At 63.5% G+C, this 17,595-nt stretch carries 17 protein-coding genes; 7 read left to right on the forward strand and 10 right to left on the reverse strand.

The features are described from left to right. Positions 1-46 precede the first annotated feature (46 nt). A complete protein-coding gene (gshB, locus tag AC0L24_RS14385; protein WP_127808436.1) occupies positions 47-988 on the reverse strand; it encodes a glutathione synthase in 942 nt (313 codons plus the stop codon). Positions 989-1,218: 230 nt separating this feature from the next. Here gshB and AC0L24_RS14390 point away from each other — a divergent pair, with 230 nt between their 5' ends. From AC0L24_RS14390 to AC0L24_RS14415, 6 genes are all read left to right on the forward strand, one after another. Next, entirely contained in the window at positions 1,219-2,568 is a 1,350-nt protein-coding gene (locus tag AC0L24_RS14390; protein WP_127382164.1) for a putative bifunctional diguanylate cyclase/phosphodiesterase, read from the forward strand. Between the two features lie 267 nt (positions 2,569-2,835). Further along, positions 2,836-3,603 carry an SDR family NAD(P)-dependent oxidoreductase gene (locus AC0L24_RS14395; protein ID WP_024502164.1) on the forward strand — a complete coding sequence of 256 codons (768 nt, stop codon included), beginning with the start codon at positions 2,836-2,838 and terminating at the stop codon, positions 3,601-3,603. Continuing rightward, positions 3,600-4,553, forward strand: a complete 954-nt coding sequence (locus AC0L24_RS14400; RefSeq protein WP_127808435.1) for a 2-dehydro-3-deoxygalactonokinase — start codon at positions 3,600-3,602, stop codon at positions 4,551-4,553. Before AC0L24_RS14395 ends, AC0L24_RS14400 begins: the two co-directional genes overlap by 4 nt. Next, entirely contained in the window at positions 4,550-5,191 is a 642-nt protein-coding gene (locus tag AC0L24_RS14405; protein ID WP_127808434.1) for a 2-dehydro-3-deoxy-6-phosphogalactonate aldolase, read from the forward strand. The genes AC0L24_RS14400 and AC0L24_RS14405 overlap by 4 nt, the downstream gene beginning before the upstream one ends. After that, a complete protein-coding gene (locus tag AC0L24_RS14410) occupies positions 5,188-6,069 on the forward strand; it encodes an SMP-30/gluconolactonase/LRE family protein (protein WP_473563878.1) in 882 nt (293 codons plus the stop codon). The genes AC0L24_RS14405 and AC0L24_RS14410 overlap by 4 nt, the downstream gene beginning before the upstream one ends. A gap of 129 nt (positions 6,070-6,198) precedes the next feature. Further along, positions 6,199-7,272 (forward strand): D-alanine--D-alanine ligase family protein, encoded by a 1,074-nt coding sequence (locus AC0L24_RS14415; protein WP_292680600.1) that lies wholly within the window; start codon positions 6,199-6,201, stop codon positions 7,270-7,272. Positions 7,273-7,651: 379 nt separating this feature from the next. On the opposite strand, the gene AC0L24_RS14420 is transcribed toward AC0L24_RS14415, so the two are convergent. The 9 genes from AC0L24_RS14420 to dnaK form a co-directional block, all read right to left on the reverse strand. Beyond that, complete coding sequence (locus AC0L24_RS14420; RefSeq protein WP_127808431.1) at positions 7,652-8,068, reverse strand: GFA family protein; 417 nt, start codon at positions 8,066-8,068, stop codon at positions 7,652-7,654. Between the two features lie 41 nt (positions 8,069-8,109). Beyond that, positions 8,110-8,574 (reverse strand): SRPBCC family protein, encoded by a 465-nt coding sequence (locus AC0L24_RS14425; RefSeq protein WP_127808430.1) that lies wholly within the window; start codon positions 8,572-8,574, stop codon positions 8,110-8,112. Continuing rightward, positions 8,571-8,891 (reverse strand): ArsR/SmtB family transcription factor, encoded by a 321-nt coding sequence (locus AC0L24_RS14430; protein ID WP_013528592.1) that lies wholly within the window; start codon positions 8,889-8,891, stop codon positions 8,571-8,573. Before AC0L24_RS14430 ends, AC0L24_RS14425 begins: the two co-directional genes overlap by 4 nt. A gap of 259 nt (positions 8,892-9,150) precedes the next feature. After that, positions 9,151-9,438: a DUF1330 domain-containing protein gene (locus AC0L24_RS14435; protein WP_023762651.1), complete on the reverse strand. Its 288-nt coding sequence runs from the start codon at positions 9,436-9,438 to the stop codon at positions 9,151-9,153. Positions 9,439-9,470: 32 nt separating this feature from the next. After that, positions 9,471-10,184, reverse strand: coding sequence for an orotidine-5'-phosphate decarboxylase (gene pyrF / locus AC0L24_RS14440; RefSeq protein WP_164873741.1), 714 nt, complete (start codon positions 10,182-10,184; stop codon positions 9,471-9,473). Next, the gene (locus tag AC0L24_RS14445; RefSeq protein ID WP_127397001.1) at positions 10,181-10,777 is read right to left on the reverse strand and encodes an NADPH-dependent FMN reductase; all 597 of its coding nucleotides are present in this window, start codon (positions 10,775-10,777) and stop codon (positions 10,181-10,183) included. The genes pyrF and AC0L24_RS14445 overlap by 4 nt, the downstream gene beginning before the upstream one ends. A 316-nt stretch (positions 10,778-11,093) precedes the next feature. Further along, on the reverse strand, positions 11,094-11,699 hold the full coding sequence (gene pmtA, locus AC0L24_RS14450; protein ID WP_023810874.1) for a phospholipid N-methyltransferase PmtA: 606 nt from the start codon (positions 11,697-11,699) through the stop codon (positions 11,094-11,096). A gap of 167 nt (positions 11,700-11,866) precedes the next feature. After that, positions 11,867-12,997 (reverse strand): molecular chaperone DnaJ, encoded by a 1,131-nt coding sequence (gene dnaJ, locus AC0L24_RS14455; RefSeq protein ID WP_013528587.1) that lies wholly within the window; start codon positions 12,995-12,997, stop codon positions 11,867-11,869. 212 nt (positions 12,998-13,209) lie between these two features. Next, on the reverse strand, positions 13,210-15,126 hold the full coding sequence (gene dnaK, locus AC0L24_RS14460) for a molecular chaperone DnaK (protein ID WP_023810872.1): 1,917 nt from the start codon (positions 15,124-15,126) through the stop codon (positions 13,210-13,212). 213 nt (positions 15,127-15,339) lie between these two features. On the opposite strand from dnaK, the gene AC0L24_RS14465 reads away from it, so the two are divergent. Next, on the forward strand, positions 15,340-17,595 hold the full coding sequence (locus AC0L24_RS14465; RefSeq protein WP_292695303.1) for an NHL repeat-containing protein: 2,256 nt from the start codon (positions 15,340-15,342) through the stop codon (positions 17,593-17,595).

The raw sequence follows: 17,595 nt of genomic DNA on the forward strand, positions 1-17,595 counted from the left end.
GCGCGGTTGCAAAAACGGAACATGGTTAAGACAAAATGAAAACGGCTTACCCGCGCTTTCCCTCAACCGCGTCCCAGAACAGGCTGGCGATGTCGGCGCCGCCGAAGCGTTTGACCTCGCGCACGCCGGTCGGCGAGGTCACGTTGATCTCGGTCATGTAGTCGCCGATCACGTCGATGCCGACCAGGATGAAGCCGCGCTCCTTCAGCGATGGGCCGATGCGGGCGCAGATCTCGCGTTCGCGCTCCGTCAGTTCGGTCTTTTCGGCGCGGCCGCCGACATGCATGTTGGAGCGGGAATCATGCTCGGCCGGCACCCGGTTGATGGCGCCGACCGGCTCGCCGTCGATCAGGATGATGCGCTTGTCGCCCTTGCGCACGTCCTTGAGATAGCGCTGCACGATGTAGGGTTCGCGGAACATCTGGCCGAACATTTCCAGCAGCGAGGCAAGGTTGCGGTCGCCCTCGAGCAGATGGAAGATGCCGGCGCCGCCATTGCCGTAGAGCGGCTTGACGATGATGTCGCCGAACTCCTTGCGGAAGGCGGCGACCTCCAGCGGATCCTTGGTGATCAGCGTGTCCGGCATCAGGTCGGCAAATTCGGTGACGAAGATCTTTTCCGGGCTGTTGCGCACCCAGGCCGGGTCGTTGACCACGAGCGTTTTCGGATGGATGCGCTCCAGGATGTGCGTGGTGGTGATGTAGTTCATGTCGAAGGGCGGATCCTGGCGCAGCAGGACCACATCCATCTCCGACAGGTCGGTGCGCACCTTCTCGCCCAGCGAATAGTGGCTGCCCTTCTCGTCGCGCACCTGCATTTCCTCGATGCGGGCAAACACCTTGCCGTCGCGCAACGACAGCCGATCCGGCGTGTAGTGGAACAGCTCATGGCCGCGCCGCTGCGCTTCCAGCGACAGCGCGAACGAGGTGTCGCCGGCGATCGACACTGTGGAGATGTGGTCCATCTGGACGGCGATTTTCAGCTTCATGGCGGGTCTCCGGCGGCTCGGATGGACGACTGTCTTGCCTGTACAGGCTCACTGCCCGTCTGCCAATCGCGACATTCCTAGGATTGGCATCCGACACCCGAATGCGCTGCTTTCATCGATCCTTCGAAACAGTCGCGGTTGCCCGTGGAAAATCGATTTCGCGATACGTTTCCTAAAGGGTTTGCTGCCAGTCTGAAAATAAATTCCGACGTCACAAAACAGGGACACCGATGCAAACTTCGTTTGGCACCGGTCAGGCAAACAGGGAGAGCACGGATCTGGCATTCACCGATCCGTTGACCGGGCTTGGCAACCATCGCCGCTTCTTCGACAAGGTCGATCGCCTGATCGCCGACCGTGCCGACGATCCCGCGCCCTTTACCGTCGGCATTCTCGACCTCGACGGCTTCAAGCCGATCAACGATCTGTTCGGCCACAAGGCCGGCGACGATATCCTGATCCAGGTGGCGATGCGGCTGCGCGCCTCGATGGACGGCCATTCCACGGTCTGCCGCATCGGTGCCGACGAATTCGCCTTTCTCTATCCCCTGGTGTTCAGCGAGGAGGCGGCGGCCGAAAAGTCGCGCATGCTGATCGAGATCCTGTCGGCGCCCTATGATGTCGGCGAACGCACCGCCAGGCTTTCGGCCTCGGTCGGCTGCTCGCTGTTCTATTCGGGCGACGAGACCACGGAAATCCTCATCAACAAGGCCGAGACGGCGCTCTACCACGCCAAGCGTTCCGGCCGTGGCCGCGTCGTCGTCTACACCCGTGAGATGGAAGAGGCGGCCAAGCGCGTCACCCGCATCGAACAGGCGCTGCGCCGGGCTGTCTCGGCCGGCGAGGTGGAGCCGCATTTCCAGCCCATCGTCGATCTCGCCACGCGCCGCACCATCGGCTTCGAGACGCTGGCGCGCTGGACCGATCGCGACCTCGGCTCGGTGCCGCCGACCGTCTTCATTCCCATCGCCGAGGAGCGCGGCATCATCGGCCCGTTGTCGCAGTTGGTGCTGCGCAAGGCGACCGAAGCGGCCAGAAGCTGGCCGAAGGACCTGTTCCTGTCCTTCAACCTGTCGCCATCGCAGCTCGTCGACCAGAACACCGGCCTGCACATACTGGCGATCCTCGATCGCACCGGGTTCGATCCGCGGCGGCTGGAGATCGAGATCACCGAGACCGGCCTGATGAACGACCCGGCCTCTGCCGCGCAGATCGTCGAGGATCTGCGCCGCGTCGGCATCCGCGTCTCGCTCGACGATTTCGGCACCGGCCAGTCCTCGCTCGGCCGTCTGCGCGAATTCCATTTCGACAAGCTCAAGATCGATCGCGCCTTCGTCTCCTCCATTCTCGACGACCGTCCCTCGGAACACATCATCCGCGCCATTCTCGCAATGTGCGAGGGGCTCGGCATGGACGTCGTCGCCGAAGGCATCGAGCAGGAAGCGCAGGCCGATCGCCTGGTCCAGTTCGGCTGTGCCGGCGGGCAAGGCTATCTGTTCGGCAAGCCGGTCGATGCCGACGCCACGCTCGGCTATCTCCGCGATTCCTTCCGCGGCGCCCTGCGCGCCAAGGCGATCTGACCGGCGATCCCCGTGATCCGCAATCCTGGTGCTGCCGCTGTGCGCATCCGGTGCGGCGCATTGTCGTTTTGTCTGACATAAGCCCAGAAATCCGGCGGTTCGCCCTTGCCCGCGCGCCTTGCGTGGCTAGGATGCGCGCCGATCACGCTACAGCGCCGCGCGTCCTTTTGGACGCGCAAAGGACGCTGTAGCAATTTACATTTTGCGCATGATCCCTTTCCGAAATTCGATCCGATTTTCGGGGTCATGCGCTGGGAGACAAGAACGATGATGCCATCGGCGCATTTTGCCGACCTCGAAGGAGCCTCGGTGCTGATCACCGGCGGCGGCTCCGGAATTGGCGCTGCCCTGACCGAGGGATTTGTGCGCCAGGGTGCCAATGTCGCCTTTATCGACATCGCCGACGGCCCAAGCACGGCTCTTGCCGACCGCATTGAGAAAGAATTCGGCCGCCGGCCTCTCTATCTCAAGACCGATTTGCGCGACGTCGAGGCCCTGCGGGCGTCCGCCGCGAAGGCCGCCGAGGCGCATGGCGATGTCACCGTGCTGGTCAACAATGCGGCCTGGGATGAACGCCACGCCGTCGAGGACGTGACGGTCGAGTTCTGGGACAACAACCAGGCCATTAATCTCAGGCCGCATTTCTTCACCGCGCAAGCGGTGGCGCCGGGCATGAAGCGGGCGGGCGGCGGCTCGATCATCAACTTCACCTCGACATCCTATCTGATCAACCACCCTGACATGCCGTCCTACACGGCCGCCAAGGCCGGTATCCTCGGCCTGACCAAGGGGCTGGCCGGCAAGCTCGGTGTCGACGGCATCCGCGTCAACGCCATTGCGCCCGGCTGGGTGATCACCGAGCGGCAGAAGGAGCTCTGGGTGACCGAACAGGGGCTTGCCGCCCATGTCGCCAAGCAATGCATCAAGCAGGTGATGCAGCCCGACGACATCGTCGGCACCGTGCTGTTCCTGGCCTCGGACGCCTCGCGCATGCTGACAGCGCAGATGCTGGTCGTCGATGGAGGTTTCCTGTGAACCCAGCCGGCAACGCACCGGCGGTCGCCGCCGTCGACTGGGGCACGACCCGCATGCGGGTCTGGCTGATAGACGGGCAAGGCAAGGTGCTTGCCGAACGCCGTGGCGACGATGGCCTGATCACGGCGCAGCAGAAGGGCTTTTCGACCATCCTCGAAGGGCATCTGGCGGCGATGGGAGCACCAGCGGCGCTGCCCGTCATCATCTGCGGCATGGCCGGATCCCGCCAGGGCTGGCTGGAAGCACCCTATGTCACCGTGCCGGCGCCGCTTAGCGCCATCCTTGCGGGTGCCGCCAGCGTGCCCGGCCAGAGCCACGACATCCGCATCGTTCCGGGCCTTGCTCAGCGACTGACTGACGCGCCCGACGTCATGCGCGGCGAGGAAACCCAGCTTGCCGGCGCTGGCTTGCCGGCCAAGGGACGCCAGCTGGTCTGTATGCCCGGCACCCATTCGAAATGGGTGCTGGTCGAGGACGGTACTGTCACCGGCTTCGGCACCTGGCCGACCGGCGAGCTGTTTTCCGTGCTTGCCGCGCATTCGATCCTGCGCCATTCGCTCGGCGAGCAACCCAAGCCGGTCACATCGGACAATCCGTTCTTCCGTCGCTGGTGCGAAACCGCATTGGCTGATGGTGGCGATGTCACCTCGCGGCTGTTTTCCATCCGCGCCGCCGGCCTGCTGCAGGATTTGAAAGCCGACGATGCCGCAGCCTGCCTGTCCGGCCTTCTGATCGGCGGCGAGATCGCCTCCGCCAGCCGTCGGCACGGCGCCGGTGCGGAACCCGTGGTGCTGGTCGCCTCCGGTGCGCTGGGAACGCTGTACAGCGAGGCACTCGGCCTTGCCGGCCTCGAGGTTCGGGCCGTCGACGCTGACGAGGCGGTGCGTGCAGGTCTCGTCGAGGCGGCGCGTGAGAACGACATGATCGCCAGAATTGGAGCAGCTCGATGAGCCAGACCGCACCGTTTCCAAAACTCAAGCGCGGCCTGGTTGCCATCCTTCGCGGGCTCAAGCCCACCGAAGCGATGGCCATGGGCCAGGCACTGTTCGACACCGGCATCGAGGCGATCGAAGTGCCGCTGAACTCACCGCAACCGTTCTCGTCGATCGCCCGCATCGTCCAAGTGCTGCCGAAAACGGCGCTGGTCGGTGCCGGCACGGTGCTGACGCCGGCCGATGTCGATGGCTTGCACCAGGCCGGAGGGCGGCTGCTGGTCAGTCCCAACATCGATGCCGAGGTGATGGCGCGCGCCATGCACTACGGCATGGTGACGATGCCCGGCGTGTTCACGCCGACCGAAGCTTTCCTGGCGATCAAGCTCGGCGCCTCGGCGCTGAAATTCTTCCCGGCGAGCGTGCTGGGTGCCGGCGGCATTTCCGCGATGCGCGCCGTGTTGCCGGCGCAGACATTGGTCGGCGCCGTCGGCGGCGTCTCCGAAAAAGATTTTGCCGGCTACAAGGCTGCCGGCGTGACCGCCTTTGGTCTGGGCTCCAGCCTGTTCAAACCTGGCATGAGCGTCGACGAGGTGGCCGCGCGTGCGCAAGCTGCCGTCGCGGCCTGGGATGCGGTGTTCGGAGAAGCAGGATGAGCGAAGCCATTGTTTCGGTTTTTTCCGATCACGTCTGCCAGCTCGGCGAGGGGCCGAGCTACGATCCCGCCACCGATACGCTCTACTGGTTCGACATCGTCAACAGCCAGCTTCTGGAAAAGCGGCTGTCAGGCGGCGCGACTACCGTCCATGAGCTTGGTCAAATGGCGAGCGCCATCGCCGTCGTCGACGACAAGCGCCAGCTGGTCGCCGCCGAGACCGGCCTTTATGTCCGCGATGTCGCGACCGGCAAACTGACGCTGCACACGCCCGTCGAGGCCGACAATCCGGTCACGCGCTCCAACGATTCCCGGGTCCATCCCTGCGGCGCCTTGTGGATGGGCACCATGGGCAAGGGTGAGGAAAAAGGCGCGGGTTCTATCTACTGGTTTTTCAAGGGCGAACTGCGCCGCCTGTTTTCGGACATCACCGTCTCCAATTCGATCTGTTTTACCGAGGATGGCGCGATCGCCTACTACACCGACACCTCGACCGGGCTGCTGATGCGCGTCGCCTGCGACCCGGCGACCGGTCTGCCTGCAGGTGAGCCAAAGCTGTTCGTCGATCACCGCTCGGCCAAGGGCTATATCGACGGGTCCGTACTCGACCGCGACGGCATCCTGTGGAACGCCGTCTGGGGGGGCAGCGTCATCGAAGCCTATGGACCCGACGGCAAGCTCGTCCGCACGGTCGCCATGCCGGTGACGCAGCCATCCTGCCCGGCCTTTGTCGGCGCCAAGGCCGATCGGCTGGCGGTCACCTCCGCGTGGTCGGGCAAGGATGAGAAGCAGCGTCTGCTGGATCTGCAGGGCGGCATGACCTTTCTGCTCGATATTCCCGTCAACGGCCGCTTCGAGCCGCGCGTGCTGATCGCCTGAACGAGGCCGGCCTTCCCGGTTCCACGCCGGTGCTGTCACGCAGGCGCCCGCGCCATGTCGGTTTCGCGAGAGCCGATAGTATCGGCCGTGCGATGGTAGGTGGCCCCGCCGCCGGAAACCGTCGAAGCCATGACGAGCACAAAACGAAGACTGATCCTCGTCCATGAGCCGGAGAAGGCTTGTTTCGACCGTCTGGTCGCCGACGGTCATGCACCGCAGCGTGCCGCCGAAATCGCGTCCTATCTGGCGCAGTCGACCGATCTCGCTCCTGAATTCGAGGCGCTTGGCCGCGCCTGCCAGGCACGCGGCCTGTCGTTCACGCCGGTGGCGCTGGACGATGCCGCAAGCGTCTTGGCCGGTGAGCATCCCAGCACAACGCTGGTCTGGACGCTGACCGACGGCATTGCCTATTTTCGCGGCGGCGCGGCGCCCGCTCTGGCGCGACTGGGCGGTTTCAAGACAATCGGCGCAGATGATGCGCTGTTCGCGCTCTGCCAGGACAAGTTCCGGTCCGGCGCCGTGCTCGGCGCACTCGGCCTGCCGGTGCCGCAGGCTGGGCTTGCGCGCGACGGCCAATGGCTGGTCGAGCCGCCGGCCTCGCCCGCCGGCTGGTTCGTCAAGCCCAACCGGCTCGGCGCCAAGATCGGTATCTGGCCGGACTCGCGTGTGGCCGACCTCGACCATGCGCTGGAGCTCAGCAGGCGCGTCTTTTCGGCCTATCGCGACGATGTCGTCGTCCAGCCCTATGTCGCCGGCCGCAACGTGCGCGCCAGTTTCCTCGGCCTTGTGTCAGGCGCCGGGGTCGAAGCGCTTGGCGTGGCCTTTGTCGATTCAGGCGCCGATTTCCAGACCATGGCCGACAGCCTGGCGCTCTACGGCGACACTGGCGAGGCAGCGAAAGCGGCGGGACACTACGCCGAACCGGAACTCGTCGCGGTTGCCGACAGCCAGCCGGCCGCCGACGCCACGATACGTGCGATCGCCGGGCGGCTGATGAGCGGGCTCGGCCTGCGCGACGTGTTTTCCGTCGATCTCAGGGTCGAGGCCGACGATACCGTTCACCTCATCGAGTTCGAGGTCTGCCCCGGCTTGCCCTGCTTCGATTTTCGCGCCTATTGCCGCCAGCAATGGGGCCTCGAGCTGGCCGACGCCATGGCCGAGACAGCGGCGAGCCGGCTGATCGGCCCGCGCCGCAGCAACTAGCGCTCGTCGTGCCTTTGCCTGGCAGCGTTGCAGGCGCAGGCGCGTGCCTTGACGCTTCTCCCGCAGCTTCTAGCGCTTTGGTGGGCCCCTACAGAGATACCATAGCGGCCACGCGACAAGGACGAGCAGGATTATGATCAGTGCAGACCAATAAAGGAACGGGTCTTGGGCCCGATCTACGAGAAAGATCCCCCGGCCATGCTGCAGTGAAATGGCTTTCCCCGTCCAAGGCCGGCTGCCACGCCGGTACCGCCAACAAGCATCTGTGCGATGAAAAGGCCCTTGCCGATCGGTGAATATCGATTACTTCCGGCCATGTAGGCGCCCCCTCTGTAAGCGCCTACAGCGTACCTCTGGAGGTCCAATACTTCCAGCGAGTTTAGCCCCAGGGCATTCGCTCGACCGCCTGCAAGGACGGATCCATCTTGTCCCAGGCATGGCCGTGGCTCGTGTAGGTCACCATCTGCGGGCTGAACTGTTCCGGATCGTCGAGGCTGGCCGCATGGACCACTATCAGCTCGGGCATGGCGACGGGTATCAGAAAGACCGGCGTTCCGCAGGTTGGACAGAAGGTGTGGATTTTTTCGTTGCCGCTGGCGCCCGCCACGCGCCAGGTGCTCACCTCCCCGGTGATGGCCATATCGGCACGTTGGCCGAAGGTCAGGTAGGATCCGTGGCCGGTGCCTGAGCGCTTCTGGCAATCGCTGCACTGGCAGTGGTTCTGGAAGATCGGCTCGTCATTGGTTTCGTAACGGATCGCGCCGCATGCGCAGCCGCCGGTATAGCGCTTGGTCATTGTCATTCTCCACGGGCCTGATTCTGCTTGAGGTCGCAACATCAAGCCAATTTCGGCTTGGCGAAAATGTCGATGCCGCTGCCGGTTTCGAGGAAGGATTTCAGGCTCGACAGCACCGCCGGCCAGCCCTGGCTGACGCCCTTCGCCATGCCGCTGCCGGCTTCGAGCTCGTCATGGCTGACGGTCAGCCGCACCATGGTGTCGTATTCCTCGATGGCGAACGTCACCCGGCTGGCTTTCGACGGATCGTCGGCCTGCGAAGCGTTCGCCCAGGTGATGACGAGGCGGGTCGGCGGCGAAATCTCGACGACATTGCCGACGAGTTCGACGGTCCGTTCGTCATTGGCGCGGATATGCTCCCATTTCGAGCCCGGCATCCATTCCGAGACGTTCTCGTGGCCCCAGTAGCGCTTTGCGACATCGGGCTTGATTATGGCCTCGAACACCTTCTGCGGCGTCGAGCGGATATAGGTCACGTAGACAAAGCTGGTCGTTTCCCTGGTCATTGGTCTTCTCCTTCGAGTTCTTGCTTCAGGTCGTGCAGCAGGCTGAGCCGCTGCCGTTCGAATTTCCGTACCCAGCGCTCGTAGACTTCGTGCAGCGGCACGGGATTGATGAAATGCAGCTTTTCGCGGCCGCGCTTGACCGTGCTCACCAGATTGGCCGCCTCCAGCAGGTCGAGGTGCTGGGTGGCGGATTGCCTGGCCATGTCCAGATGGTCGCAAAGCTGACCGAGCGTCTGCCCGTTCTGCTCGCACAGAAGGTCAAGCAGCCTTCTGCGTGTCGGGTCGCCCAGCGCTTTGAAAACCTTGTCGGCGTCCATCTGCCTCACTCTGTTGTAAGTCACAATATGCAGGTAAATACCTGCATGTCAACCGGCAATCCGACCCGCGTTGAATGACCGCTCGTCGGCACGGCTCCGCACCCGGCAACTGCGCCAGGCAGATCACCGTGAAATCGCGGAGCAAAGATATGTAAATGAGCCTGCGGGGCTTCAAACGCCGCCAGGCTTTATCCGATTTTGAGCAATGATCTCCGGCGAAAACCGGAATGACTTCTTCGGAACTATGCTTGCAAGGACCTCAGGCGCCCTCGACCAGGACGATCTCGCCGTCGGCGACCTTCTGGCGGATGGCGACGGCGCGCTGGTATTCCGGCGAGTGGTAGCAATCATGCGCCGCAGCGAGCGATTCGAACTCGATGATGACATTGCGTGCGCGGCCGGGTCCTTCGGCCTTTTCATGCTCACCGCCGCGCGCCAGGAATTTCGCACCGAAGCGCTCAAAGGCAGGCTTGGCGGCGGCGACATAGTCCTTGTAGCCTTCCGCGTCGCGCACATCGACACGGGCGATCCAGTATCCCTTGGGCATCTTCTTGGTCTCCGAACTTGTTCTTGGAAATCTCAGGCCGAGCGCATCTCGTCGAGGATGGCTTCGGCCGCTTCCCGTTTGTTGGCCGCCGCCACGATCGGACGGCCGACGACGAGGTGGCTGGCGCCGTTGCGGATCGCTTGGCCCGGCGTCACCACGCGCTTCTGGTCGCCATGATCGCTGCCCGCCGGCCGGATGCCGGGCGTCACCACCGCCATGTCGGGTCCGACGATGCGGCGCACCGCCTCGGCCTCCGCGGCCGAGCAGACGATGCCGCCCATGCCGGCATGCAGCGCCTGTTCCGAGCGCCTGAGCACCAGCGTATGCGGGTCGTACTCGTAACCGACATCGATCATGTCCTGCTCGTCCATCGAGGTCAGCACGCTGACGGCAAGCAGGCAAAGGTCGCTGCCTCTGGCCGCCTCTACGGCGGCCTGCATAGCCTTCGGGTAGGCGTGGATGGTCAGCATGGTCATACCCATCTTGACGATGTTCTCGACGCCCTTGGCCACCGTGTGGTCGATGTCGAGCAGCTTCATGTCGAGGAAGACCTTGGTGCCGCCGCTGGCCAGTTCCCTGGCGAAATCGAGCCCGCCGGCGAAGGCAAGCTGGTAGCCGATCTTGTAGAAGGAGACGACGCCGTCGAGTTCGCGCACCGCCTGCTCGGCTTCTCTCACTGTCGGCACGTCGAGGCCGACGATCAGCCTTTCCTGCATGGATTGGGCCTGCAAGGTGCTGGCAATCATGTCTCTATCCGGGTGGACAGCATGCGCGAGGTTTCGATCAGCGTGCGGCATAGATGCTCCATCGATGTGTACAGTCTTTCGTCACGGAAATTGCCGTCCTCGTCGAAGGCGCTGCCACCCTCGGGCACCGAGCATTCCGGCGTCACCACCTCCATCCGGCAACGTACCAACACGGCGCGCAGATGGTTGATGCAGCGGATGCCGGCAAAGTGCCCGCTGGAGGACGAACAGAGGCCAACGACCTTGCCGGCAAGTGGCCTCACCGGCCGCCCGCCATCCCTGCGCACCCGGCTCACCCAGTCGATCGTGTTCTTGAGCAGCGGCGGAATGGAGCCGTTATATTCGGGCGTGGCGATCAGCAGCCCGTCATGGGCGATCACCAGACGGCCGAGTTTCTGGGCGTTTTCGGGAACACCCTTTTCCTTTTCCAGATCCTCGTCCAGGATCGGCAAGGGATAGTCGGCGAGCGAGATGCGGGTCACCTCGGCGCCTTGCATGGCAAGTTCCTTCTGCGCCACGTCGGCCGTCCTGCCGCTATAGGCGCCGCTGCGCACCGAGCCGGCGAAGACGAGGATTTTCGGGATCACTGCCATTGGCCACCCTTGTTCCCGGACAGGTACAGCCAAGGACCGAGCAAATCAACGCCAACTTCGTCATCCCTGGGCGAAGCAGGAGCGAAGCTCCGTCGTGGAGACCCTGGAATCCATTCCGTGACAGCTATCCAGGAGTGCAGCGGAACAGAATTCTGCGCCGTAGCGGCGCTCGGAAGTCGCGGCATGGATCCTCGGGTCTGCGCTGCGTCGCTACGCTCCTTGCTCCGCCCGTGGATGACGAAGCGAGGGACGTTCCCGCCATTGCCAAGGTATGCGGTGAGCACTGGCGATCCGCGAACAACCCCGCGCCGACAAATTAATGCGCTTCGCGGCGGTAGATCCACAGCTGGGTCGGCGGGATGTTGCGAAGGATGAAATCGAAATGCTTGACCGTATAATTGCCACGGCCGGCCGGAATCGGCGACATCGGGCCGTAGGTCAGCTGCACGATCGGCCGTCCGGCCGGGATGCGGTCGAGCAGGCTCTCGATATAGGCAATGCGCTGGGCGACTGGGAAGTTGAGCAGCGGCACGCCGGAAACGACGGAATCGAAGATCATCCCGCTCTTGTCGCCAAGCGTGGCGTTGAGATTGAAGGCATCGCCCTCGATGACGTTGACGCCGGGATAGAGCCGCCGCAGATGACGGACGAAATCCGCGGAATACTCGACCGCGTAGAGGTTTTCGGGCCGCACGCCCTGAGCGAGGATGGCGCGGGTGATGACGCCGGTACCGGGGCCGACCTCAAGCACCGGCAGGCCGGATTTAGGATTGACGATCGAGGCCATTTTGCGCGCGGTGACCGAACTGGTGGGCACGATCGAACCAACCGCCTTCGGCTTGTCGATCCAGCCCTTGAAGAATTTGAGTTCGTCGTCGAACTTTTCGACAAGCGCCTTCCGCAGTCCAGGGCCACGTGTCATGCAAGCTCTCCTCAGCGCTCCCCGCAAAGTTACTTAGCACCTGAGCGGTGCTAGGCAAGGCGCGGCCGGACGCATGTCGTGGATAAGATAATTTTCGTCGCGTCTCAAGGGGTGACGCGATTCAAGGATTTACGCGTTGCAAATCGGCTTAGGCTGGCCAAAGTGCATCAACGTTCGCCGAAGGACTCGAAAAAATCCTTCATGCGGGCAAAAAAGCCGCTCGATTGGGGCGAATTGTCCTGCGAGGAGAGCTGTTCGAACTCCTCCAGCAGCTCACGCTGGCGGCGGGTCAGGTTCTGCGGCGTCTCGACCGCGGTCTGGATGTAGAGGTCGCCGACATTGGGCTGACGCAGCACAGGCATGCCCTTGCCCTTGAGACGGAACTGGCGCCCGTTCTGCGTGCCCTCGGTCACCTTGACCTTTGTCTGCGTGCCGTCCAGCGTCGTCACCTCGAAGGAGCCGCCAAGGGCTGCCGTCGTCATCGAGATCGGCACCTTGCAATACAGGTCGGCGCCGTCGCGTTGGAAGAACTCGTGCGGTTTGACCGCCAGGAAAATATAGAGGTCGCCCGATGGCCCGCCGCGCAGGCCGGCTTCGCCCTCATTGGCAAGGCGGATGCGGGTGCCGTCCTCGATGCCGGCCGGGATGTTGACCGACAGCGAACGCTCCTCGGTGACGCGGCCCTGGCCGGCGCATTTCGGGCACGGATCCTTGATCGTCTGGCCGCGGCCCTGGCATTGCGGGCAGGTCCGTTCGATCGAGAAGAAACCTTGCGTGGCGCGCACCTTACCGTGGCCGTTGCACATCGAGCAGGTGACGGGCTGGGTGCCGGGCTTGGCGCCGCTGCCCGAACATTCAGAGCAGGAGATCGACGCCGGCACCCGGATCTGCGCGGTCTTGCCGGCAAAAGCCTCTTCCAGGGTGATTTCCATGTTGTAGCGCAGGTCGGCGCCGCGTTCGCGGCCGCCCGACGAACGGCGCTGGCGCCCGCCCATCATGTCGCCGAAAATGTCCTCGAAGATATCGGCGAAACCGCCGGCGCCAAAACCTTGCGCGCCGCCATTCATGCCGCCCTGTTCGAAGGCGGCGTGGCCAAAGCGGTCGTAGGCCGCGCGCTTCTGCGGGTCTTTCAGCGTCTCGTAGGCTTCGTTGATTTCCTTGAACTTGTGCTCGCAGGAATGATCGCCGGGGTTGCGATCGGGATGGAACTGCATGGCAAGCTTGCGGAAAGCGCTCTTGAGCTCCTTCTCGTCGGCGCCTTTTTGGACGCCCAGCGTCTCGTAGAAATCAGCTTTCATTTTTTCCCGCTGTCCGGATGCTCAACGTCTTGAAGCATTGTTGCGTCTCTTGCCGGCACTGACGTTTCGATTTAGGTGCGATGGAAGGGGGATGCCAGTGTCGACGCGGCTTTGCCTGCATTTTTTCAGCAAGGCCCGCTGTTTTTCTGCAAGGGGTTGCAAAAAAGCCCGGCCTTCGCCGGGCTTTTCGCTTTATCTTGCCGTCAAACGGTTCAGGCCGACTTCTTCTTGTCGTCGTCCTCGTCGATTTCCTCGAAATCGGCGTCGACAACGTCACTGTCCTTGGCGGCGTCCGCCTTGGCGTCGGCTTCCGCCGCTTCCTTCTGCGAAGCCTCGTACATGGCCTGGCCAAGCTTCATCGAAGCCTCGGCAAGCGCCTGGCTCTTGGCTTCGATGTCGGCCGGGTCGTCGCCTTCGGTCGCGGTCTTAAGCGCCGCGATCGCGTCGGAGATCGCCGTGCGCTCGCCTTCCGAAACCTTGTCGCCATATTCCTTCAGTGACTTCTCCGAGGAATGCAGCAGCGCTTCGGCCTGGTTGCGGGCCTCGACCAGCGCCCGCCGCTTCTTGTCGGTCTCGGCATTGGCCTCGGCGTCCTTGACCATCTTCTCGATGTCGGCGTCCGAAAGACCGCCCGATGCCTGGATGCGGATCTGGTGCTCCTTGCCGGTGCCCTTGTCCTTGGCCGAAACGTTGACGATGCCGTTGGCGTCGATGTCGAAGGTGACCTCGATCTGCGGCACGCCGCGCGGCGCCGGCGGAATGCCGACCAGGTCGAACTGGCCAAGCGCCTTGTTGTCGGCGGCCATTTCGCGCTCACCCTGGAAGACCCGGATGGTCACGGCCGACTGTGAGTCCTCGGCCGTCGAGAACACCTGGCTCTTCTTGGTCGGGATCGTCGTGTTGCGCTCGATCAGGCGGGTGAACACGCCACCCAGCGTCTCGATGCCGAGCGACAGCGGCGTCACGTCGAGCAACAGCACGTCCTTGACGTCGCCCTGCAGCACGCCGGCCTGGATGGCGGCGCCGAGAGCAACGACTTCATCCGGATTGACGCCCTTGTGCGGCTCCTTGCCGAAGAACTGCTTCACGATCTCCTGGATCTTGGGCATGCGGGTCATGCCGCCGACCAGGACGACTTCGTCGATCTCGCCGGCCTTCAGGCCGGCATCCTTCAATGCAGCCTTGCAAGGGGCAATCGTGCGCTGGACCAGGTCGTCGACCAGCTGCTCGAACTTGGCGCGCGTCAGCTTCAGCGTCAGGTGCTTCGGCCCGGTCGCGTCGGCGGTGATGAAGGGCAGGTTGATTTCGGTCTGGGTGGTCGACGACAGCTCGATCTTGGCCTTTTCAGCCGCCTCCTTGAGGCGCTGCAGGGCAAGCTTGTCGTTCTTCAGGTCGATGCCCTGTTCCTTCTTGAACTCGGCCGCCAGGTATTCGACCAGGCGCATGTCGAAATCCTCGCCGCCGAGGAAAGTGTCGCCATTGGTCGACTTGACCTCGAACACGCCGTCGCCGATTTCGAGCACCGAAATGTCGAACGTGCCGCCGCCAAGGTCATAGACGGCAATGGTCTTGCCTTCCTTCTTGTCGAGGCCATAGGCAAGCGCTGCCGCGGTCGGCTCGTTGATGATGCGCAGCACTTCAAGGCCGGCGATCTTGCCGGCGTCCTTGGTCGCCTGGCGCTGGGCGTCGTTGAAATAGGCTGGAACGGTGATGACCGCCTTCTCGACCTTCTCGCCGAGATAGGCTTCCGCCGTCTCCTTCATCTTCTGCAGGATCATGGCCGAGATCTGCGAGGGCGACTGCTTCCTGCCGCCGGCTTCGACCCAGGCATCGCCATTGTCGCCCTTGACGATCTTGTAGGGGACAAGCTTCTTGTCCTTCTCCGTCACCGGATCGTCATAGCGGCGGCCGATCAGGCGCTTGACCGCGAAGATGGTGTTTTCAGGATTGGTGACCGCCTGGCGCTTGGCCGGCTGGCCGACCAGACGTTCGTCGTCGCCCGAAATGGCGACGATGGAAGGCGTCGTGCGCGCGCCTTCCGCATTCTCGATCACCTTGGGCTCCTTGCCATCCATGATGGCGATACACGAGTTGGTGGTGCCGAGATCGATACCGATTACTTTTGCCATTTTTCTAGTCTCTCCGCTAAGCAGGCTATCAGGACCCGTACAGGCGTTCCGACGAAAGCCCCTGTTCACAAGAAATCCCGTTCCGGCAACCGGCATTCCGGCGCCGAACGGCTTGGCGCGTATATAAGAACAGGCGGCATCGCGCGCAAGCATTCTGCGCAAGGCTTCCATGAACCTTTCCACCTCGGCCTGCGACTGATCTCCAGGTGCCGCATGGTGCGGCCCGGTAAGGAAGCCCCCATGACCAATAACCCAGAGACTCCCAGGTCTCCGGGAACAACAGGAGCTCGGCGCGACCACCGCCTTCGGGACGAGGTCGATGCGCTGGGCTTTCCGTTGATTCCGTTGACCCTGCGTAAGAGCAGGCGTATCGTCATCTTGAGGAAAGCAGACAATTCGATCAGGGAAGAACGAGCCGGACCGCCGCGCCTTGCCCTGATTTGCGCGGCCAGACCCGACGTTCTCCCGTCGACTACGGGGGGTAGTGTCATGTCTCGCATCCGCGGCTCGTTCGTGTCGTCTCTTGCTGGCGGCTTGCGCCGCGCTGTGCATCCAGGCGGGTTGCTGGCACTCGGTCTGTGGCTGGGCGCCGCGCAGGCGCAGGAAACCCGGATCATTTATCCCGGTTCGATGGCGGTGACCGGATTTTCCGGCACCATCATTCCCAATTTCGACCCCCCTGATTCCGAAAAAGAGGGACTGCCGCCCGGCGTCGATCCGGTCGACGAAACCTTCATCGACACCACGCGCGCCACCTTGCGCGTCTTCGACGTCTCGCAACTGGGCGGACCAGCCACCGGCCAGCTCGTCAACACGCCACCGCCCTTCGAGGTGACGGCGGAGCAGGTCGGCCAGGTGTTCGGCGTCACCTACGATGACGGCGTGCGCGACGGCGTTCCGACGGGCATTCCCAATCTCTATGCCGGCGCCACCTCGCTGCACGGCATCCGTATCGTCACCCCGGACGCCGACGATGACGGCCGCCCCGAGCGGCAGCGCCGCGGCGCTGCCGGCGCCATCTTAATGGATGGCCAGTTCGGCACCGAAAACGGCGGCGGGCCGGGCACCGTCTGGAAGATCGACGGCATCACCGGCCAGGTCTCCAAATTCGCCGACATCGACACCAACAGCGGTCCCGGCATCGGCAATCTCACTTTCGACGCCACTCACCGCGAGTTCTTCGCGTCCGATCTCGATACCGGCCTGATCCATCGCATCGATGCCGAAGGCAGGCTGATCGACAGCTTCGATCACGGCGTTGCCGGCCGTCCCGCGCATGGGCTTGCTCCAGTCGCCGACGACGGTTCGGTGATGGACATAAAGGGAGCGACCTTCGACAGCGAAGACCCCGACAGCTGGGGCTACACGCAGGACGAGCGCCGCGTCTGGGGCGTCTCCTACCATGGCGGCCGGCTCTACTACTCGGTCGGCGAAAAGTCGGAAATCTGGTCGGTGGGCATCGCCCGCGACGGCAGTTTTGTCGGCGACCCGCGCTGGGAACTGACGGTCAAGGCCGACAAGGACTACGCCGTCACCGACATCGGCTTCGACAATAGCGGCTTCATGTACCTGGCCCAGCGCGGCCCAGTCGAGAACCGCTACGATTACAGCCAATTCGCCGATTCCGGCAAAGGCGAGGTCATCCGCTACTTCCGAGAGAACCCGGACGATCCGGAGACGGAATCGGTCTGGGTCGAAGTGCCGCAGGAATATGCGGTCGGTTTCCCGCAGGGCAACCGGCAGGCCGCCGGCGGTCTCGACCTGCAATATGGTTATGATTCCGACGGCAATCTCGACACGTCGGTCTGCACGCAGACGCTGGTCAACACTGGCGACAAGCTGCGCGACAATCCTTCACTCGCCGAACGGCTCGCCGCCGGCGGGCCGCTGGCCGTGCATGGCGTCCAGATCACGCCGAAAGAGCTGGTCAAGCCGGCCAACGTGCCGCCCTTCGGCTCCTGGTTCGTCGACTTCGACGGTTATTTTGAAGATCCGGAGGTCGAGGGCCATGTCGGTGACGTTGCCGTCTGGCATCCTTGCGAGGGCCGCGCCGGCTATTACGAGGAAATCCCGGGCGGCTACCTGCCCCCCTTCTACCCGCCGGATTTCCCGCCACCCGGCAACCTGCCTCCGTGCATCGATGTCGAGGATATCAGGTATTACTGTACGCCTCGCGGCCTCCAGGCCGATCTCTATCTCCATGACCACGCCGGCTTCGGCGGCGATTCGATCAAGGCCCAACCTTCGAATGAGACAAAGTCCAGGACGCCAGGCGTCGGGGTGACATCATCCCAGTCGCATGCGCCCGGCAAGCCTTACACGGTCGACATCACCGGCCACTATCCGGGCGACAGAGTGGATGTTGGACTTTGCTTCTACAGGAAGTCCGACAAGGACAAGGGTGGCTACTACCCTTGCTGCAAGATGATCTTGCCGCTCCGAACCCCAGCCGTCAGCTGCGAACGTTGA

It is taken from the genome of Mesorhizobium sp. WSM4809 (genome assembly GCF_055811655.1).

Coding starts and splice junctions, on each gene's coding strand:
- gshB (WP_127808436.1), bottom strand. CDS start 988: ATGAAGCTGAAAATCGCCGTCCAGATGGACCACATCTCCACAGTGTCG.
- AC0L24_RS14390 (WP_127382164.1), top strand. CDS start 1,219: ATGCAAACTTCGTTTGGCACCGGTCAGGCAAACAGGGAGAGCACGGAT.
- AC0L24_RS14395 (WP_024502164.1), top strand. CDS start 2,836: ATGATGCCATCGGCGCATTTTGCCGACCTCGAAGGAGCCTCGGTGCTG.
- AC0L24_RS14405 (WP_127808434.1), top strand. CDS start 4,550: ATGAGCCAGACCGCACCGTTTCCAAAACTCAAGCGCGGCCTGGTTGCC.
- AC0L24_RS14410 (WP_473563878.1), top strand. CDS start 5,188: ATGAGCGAAGCCATTGTTTCGGTTTTTTCCGATCACGTCTGCCAGCTC.
- AC0L24_RS14415 (WP_292680600.1), top strand. CDS start 6,199: ATGACGAGCACAAAACGAAGACTGATCCTCGTCCATGAGCCGGAGAAG.
- AC0L24_RS14420 (WP_127808431.1), bottom strand. CDS start 8,068: ATGACCAAGCGCTATACCGGCGGCTGCGCATGCGGCGCGATCCGTTAC.
- AC0L24_RS14425 (WP_127808430.1), bottom strand. CDS start 8,574: ATGACCAGGGAAACGACCAGCTTTGTCTACGTGACCTATATCCGCTCG.
- AC0L24_RS14430 (WP_013528592.1), bottom strand. CDS start 8,891: ATGGACGCCGACAAGGTTTTCAAAGCGCTGGGCGACCCGACACGCAGA.
- AC0L24_RS14435 (WP_023762651.1), bottom strand. CDS start 9,438: ATGCCCAAGGGATACTGGATCGCCCGTGTCGATGTGCGCGACGCGGAA.
- pyrF (WP_164873741.1), bottom strand. CDS start 10,184: ATGATTGCCAGCACCTTGCAGGCCCAATCCATGCAGGAAAGGCTGATC.
- AC0L24_RS14445 (WP_127397001.1), bottom strand. CDS start 10,777: ATGGCAGTGATCCCGAAAATCCTCGTCTTCGCCGGCTCGGTGCGCAGC.
- pmtA (WP_023810874.1), bottom strand. CDS start 11,699: ATGACACGTGGCCCTGGACTGCGGAAGGCGCTTGTCGAAAAGTTCGAC.
- dnaJ (WP_013528587.1), bottom strand. CDS start 12,997: ATGAAAGCTGATTTCTACGAGACGCTGGGCGTCCAAAAAGGCGCCGAC.
- dnaK (WP_023810872.1), bottom strand. CDS start 15,126: ATGGCAAAAGTAATCGGTATCGATCTCGGCACCACCAACTCGTGTATC.
- AC0L24_RS14465 (WP_292695303.1), top strand. CDS start 15,340: ATGGTGCGGCCCGGTAAGGAAGCCCCCATGACCAATAACCCAGAGACT.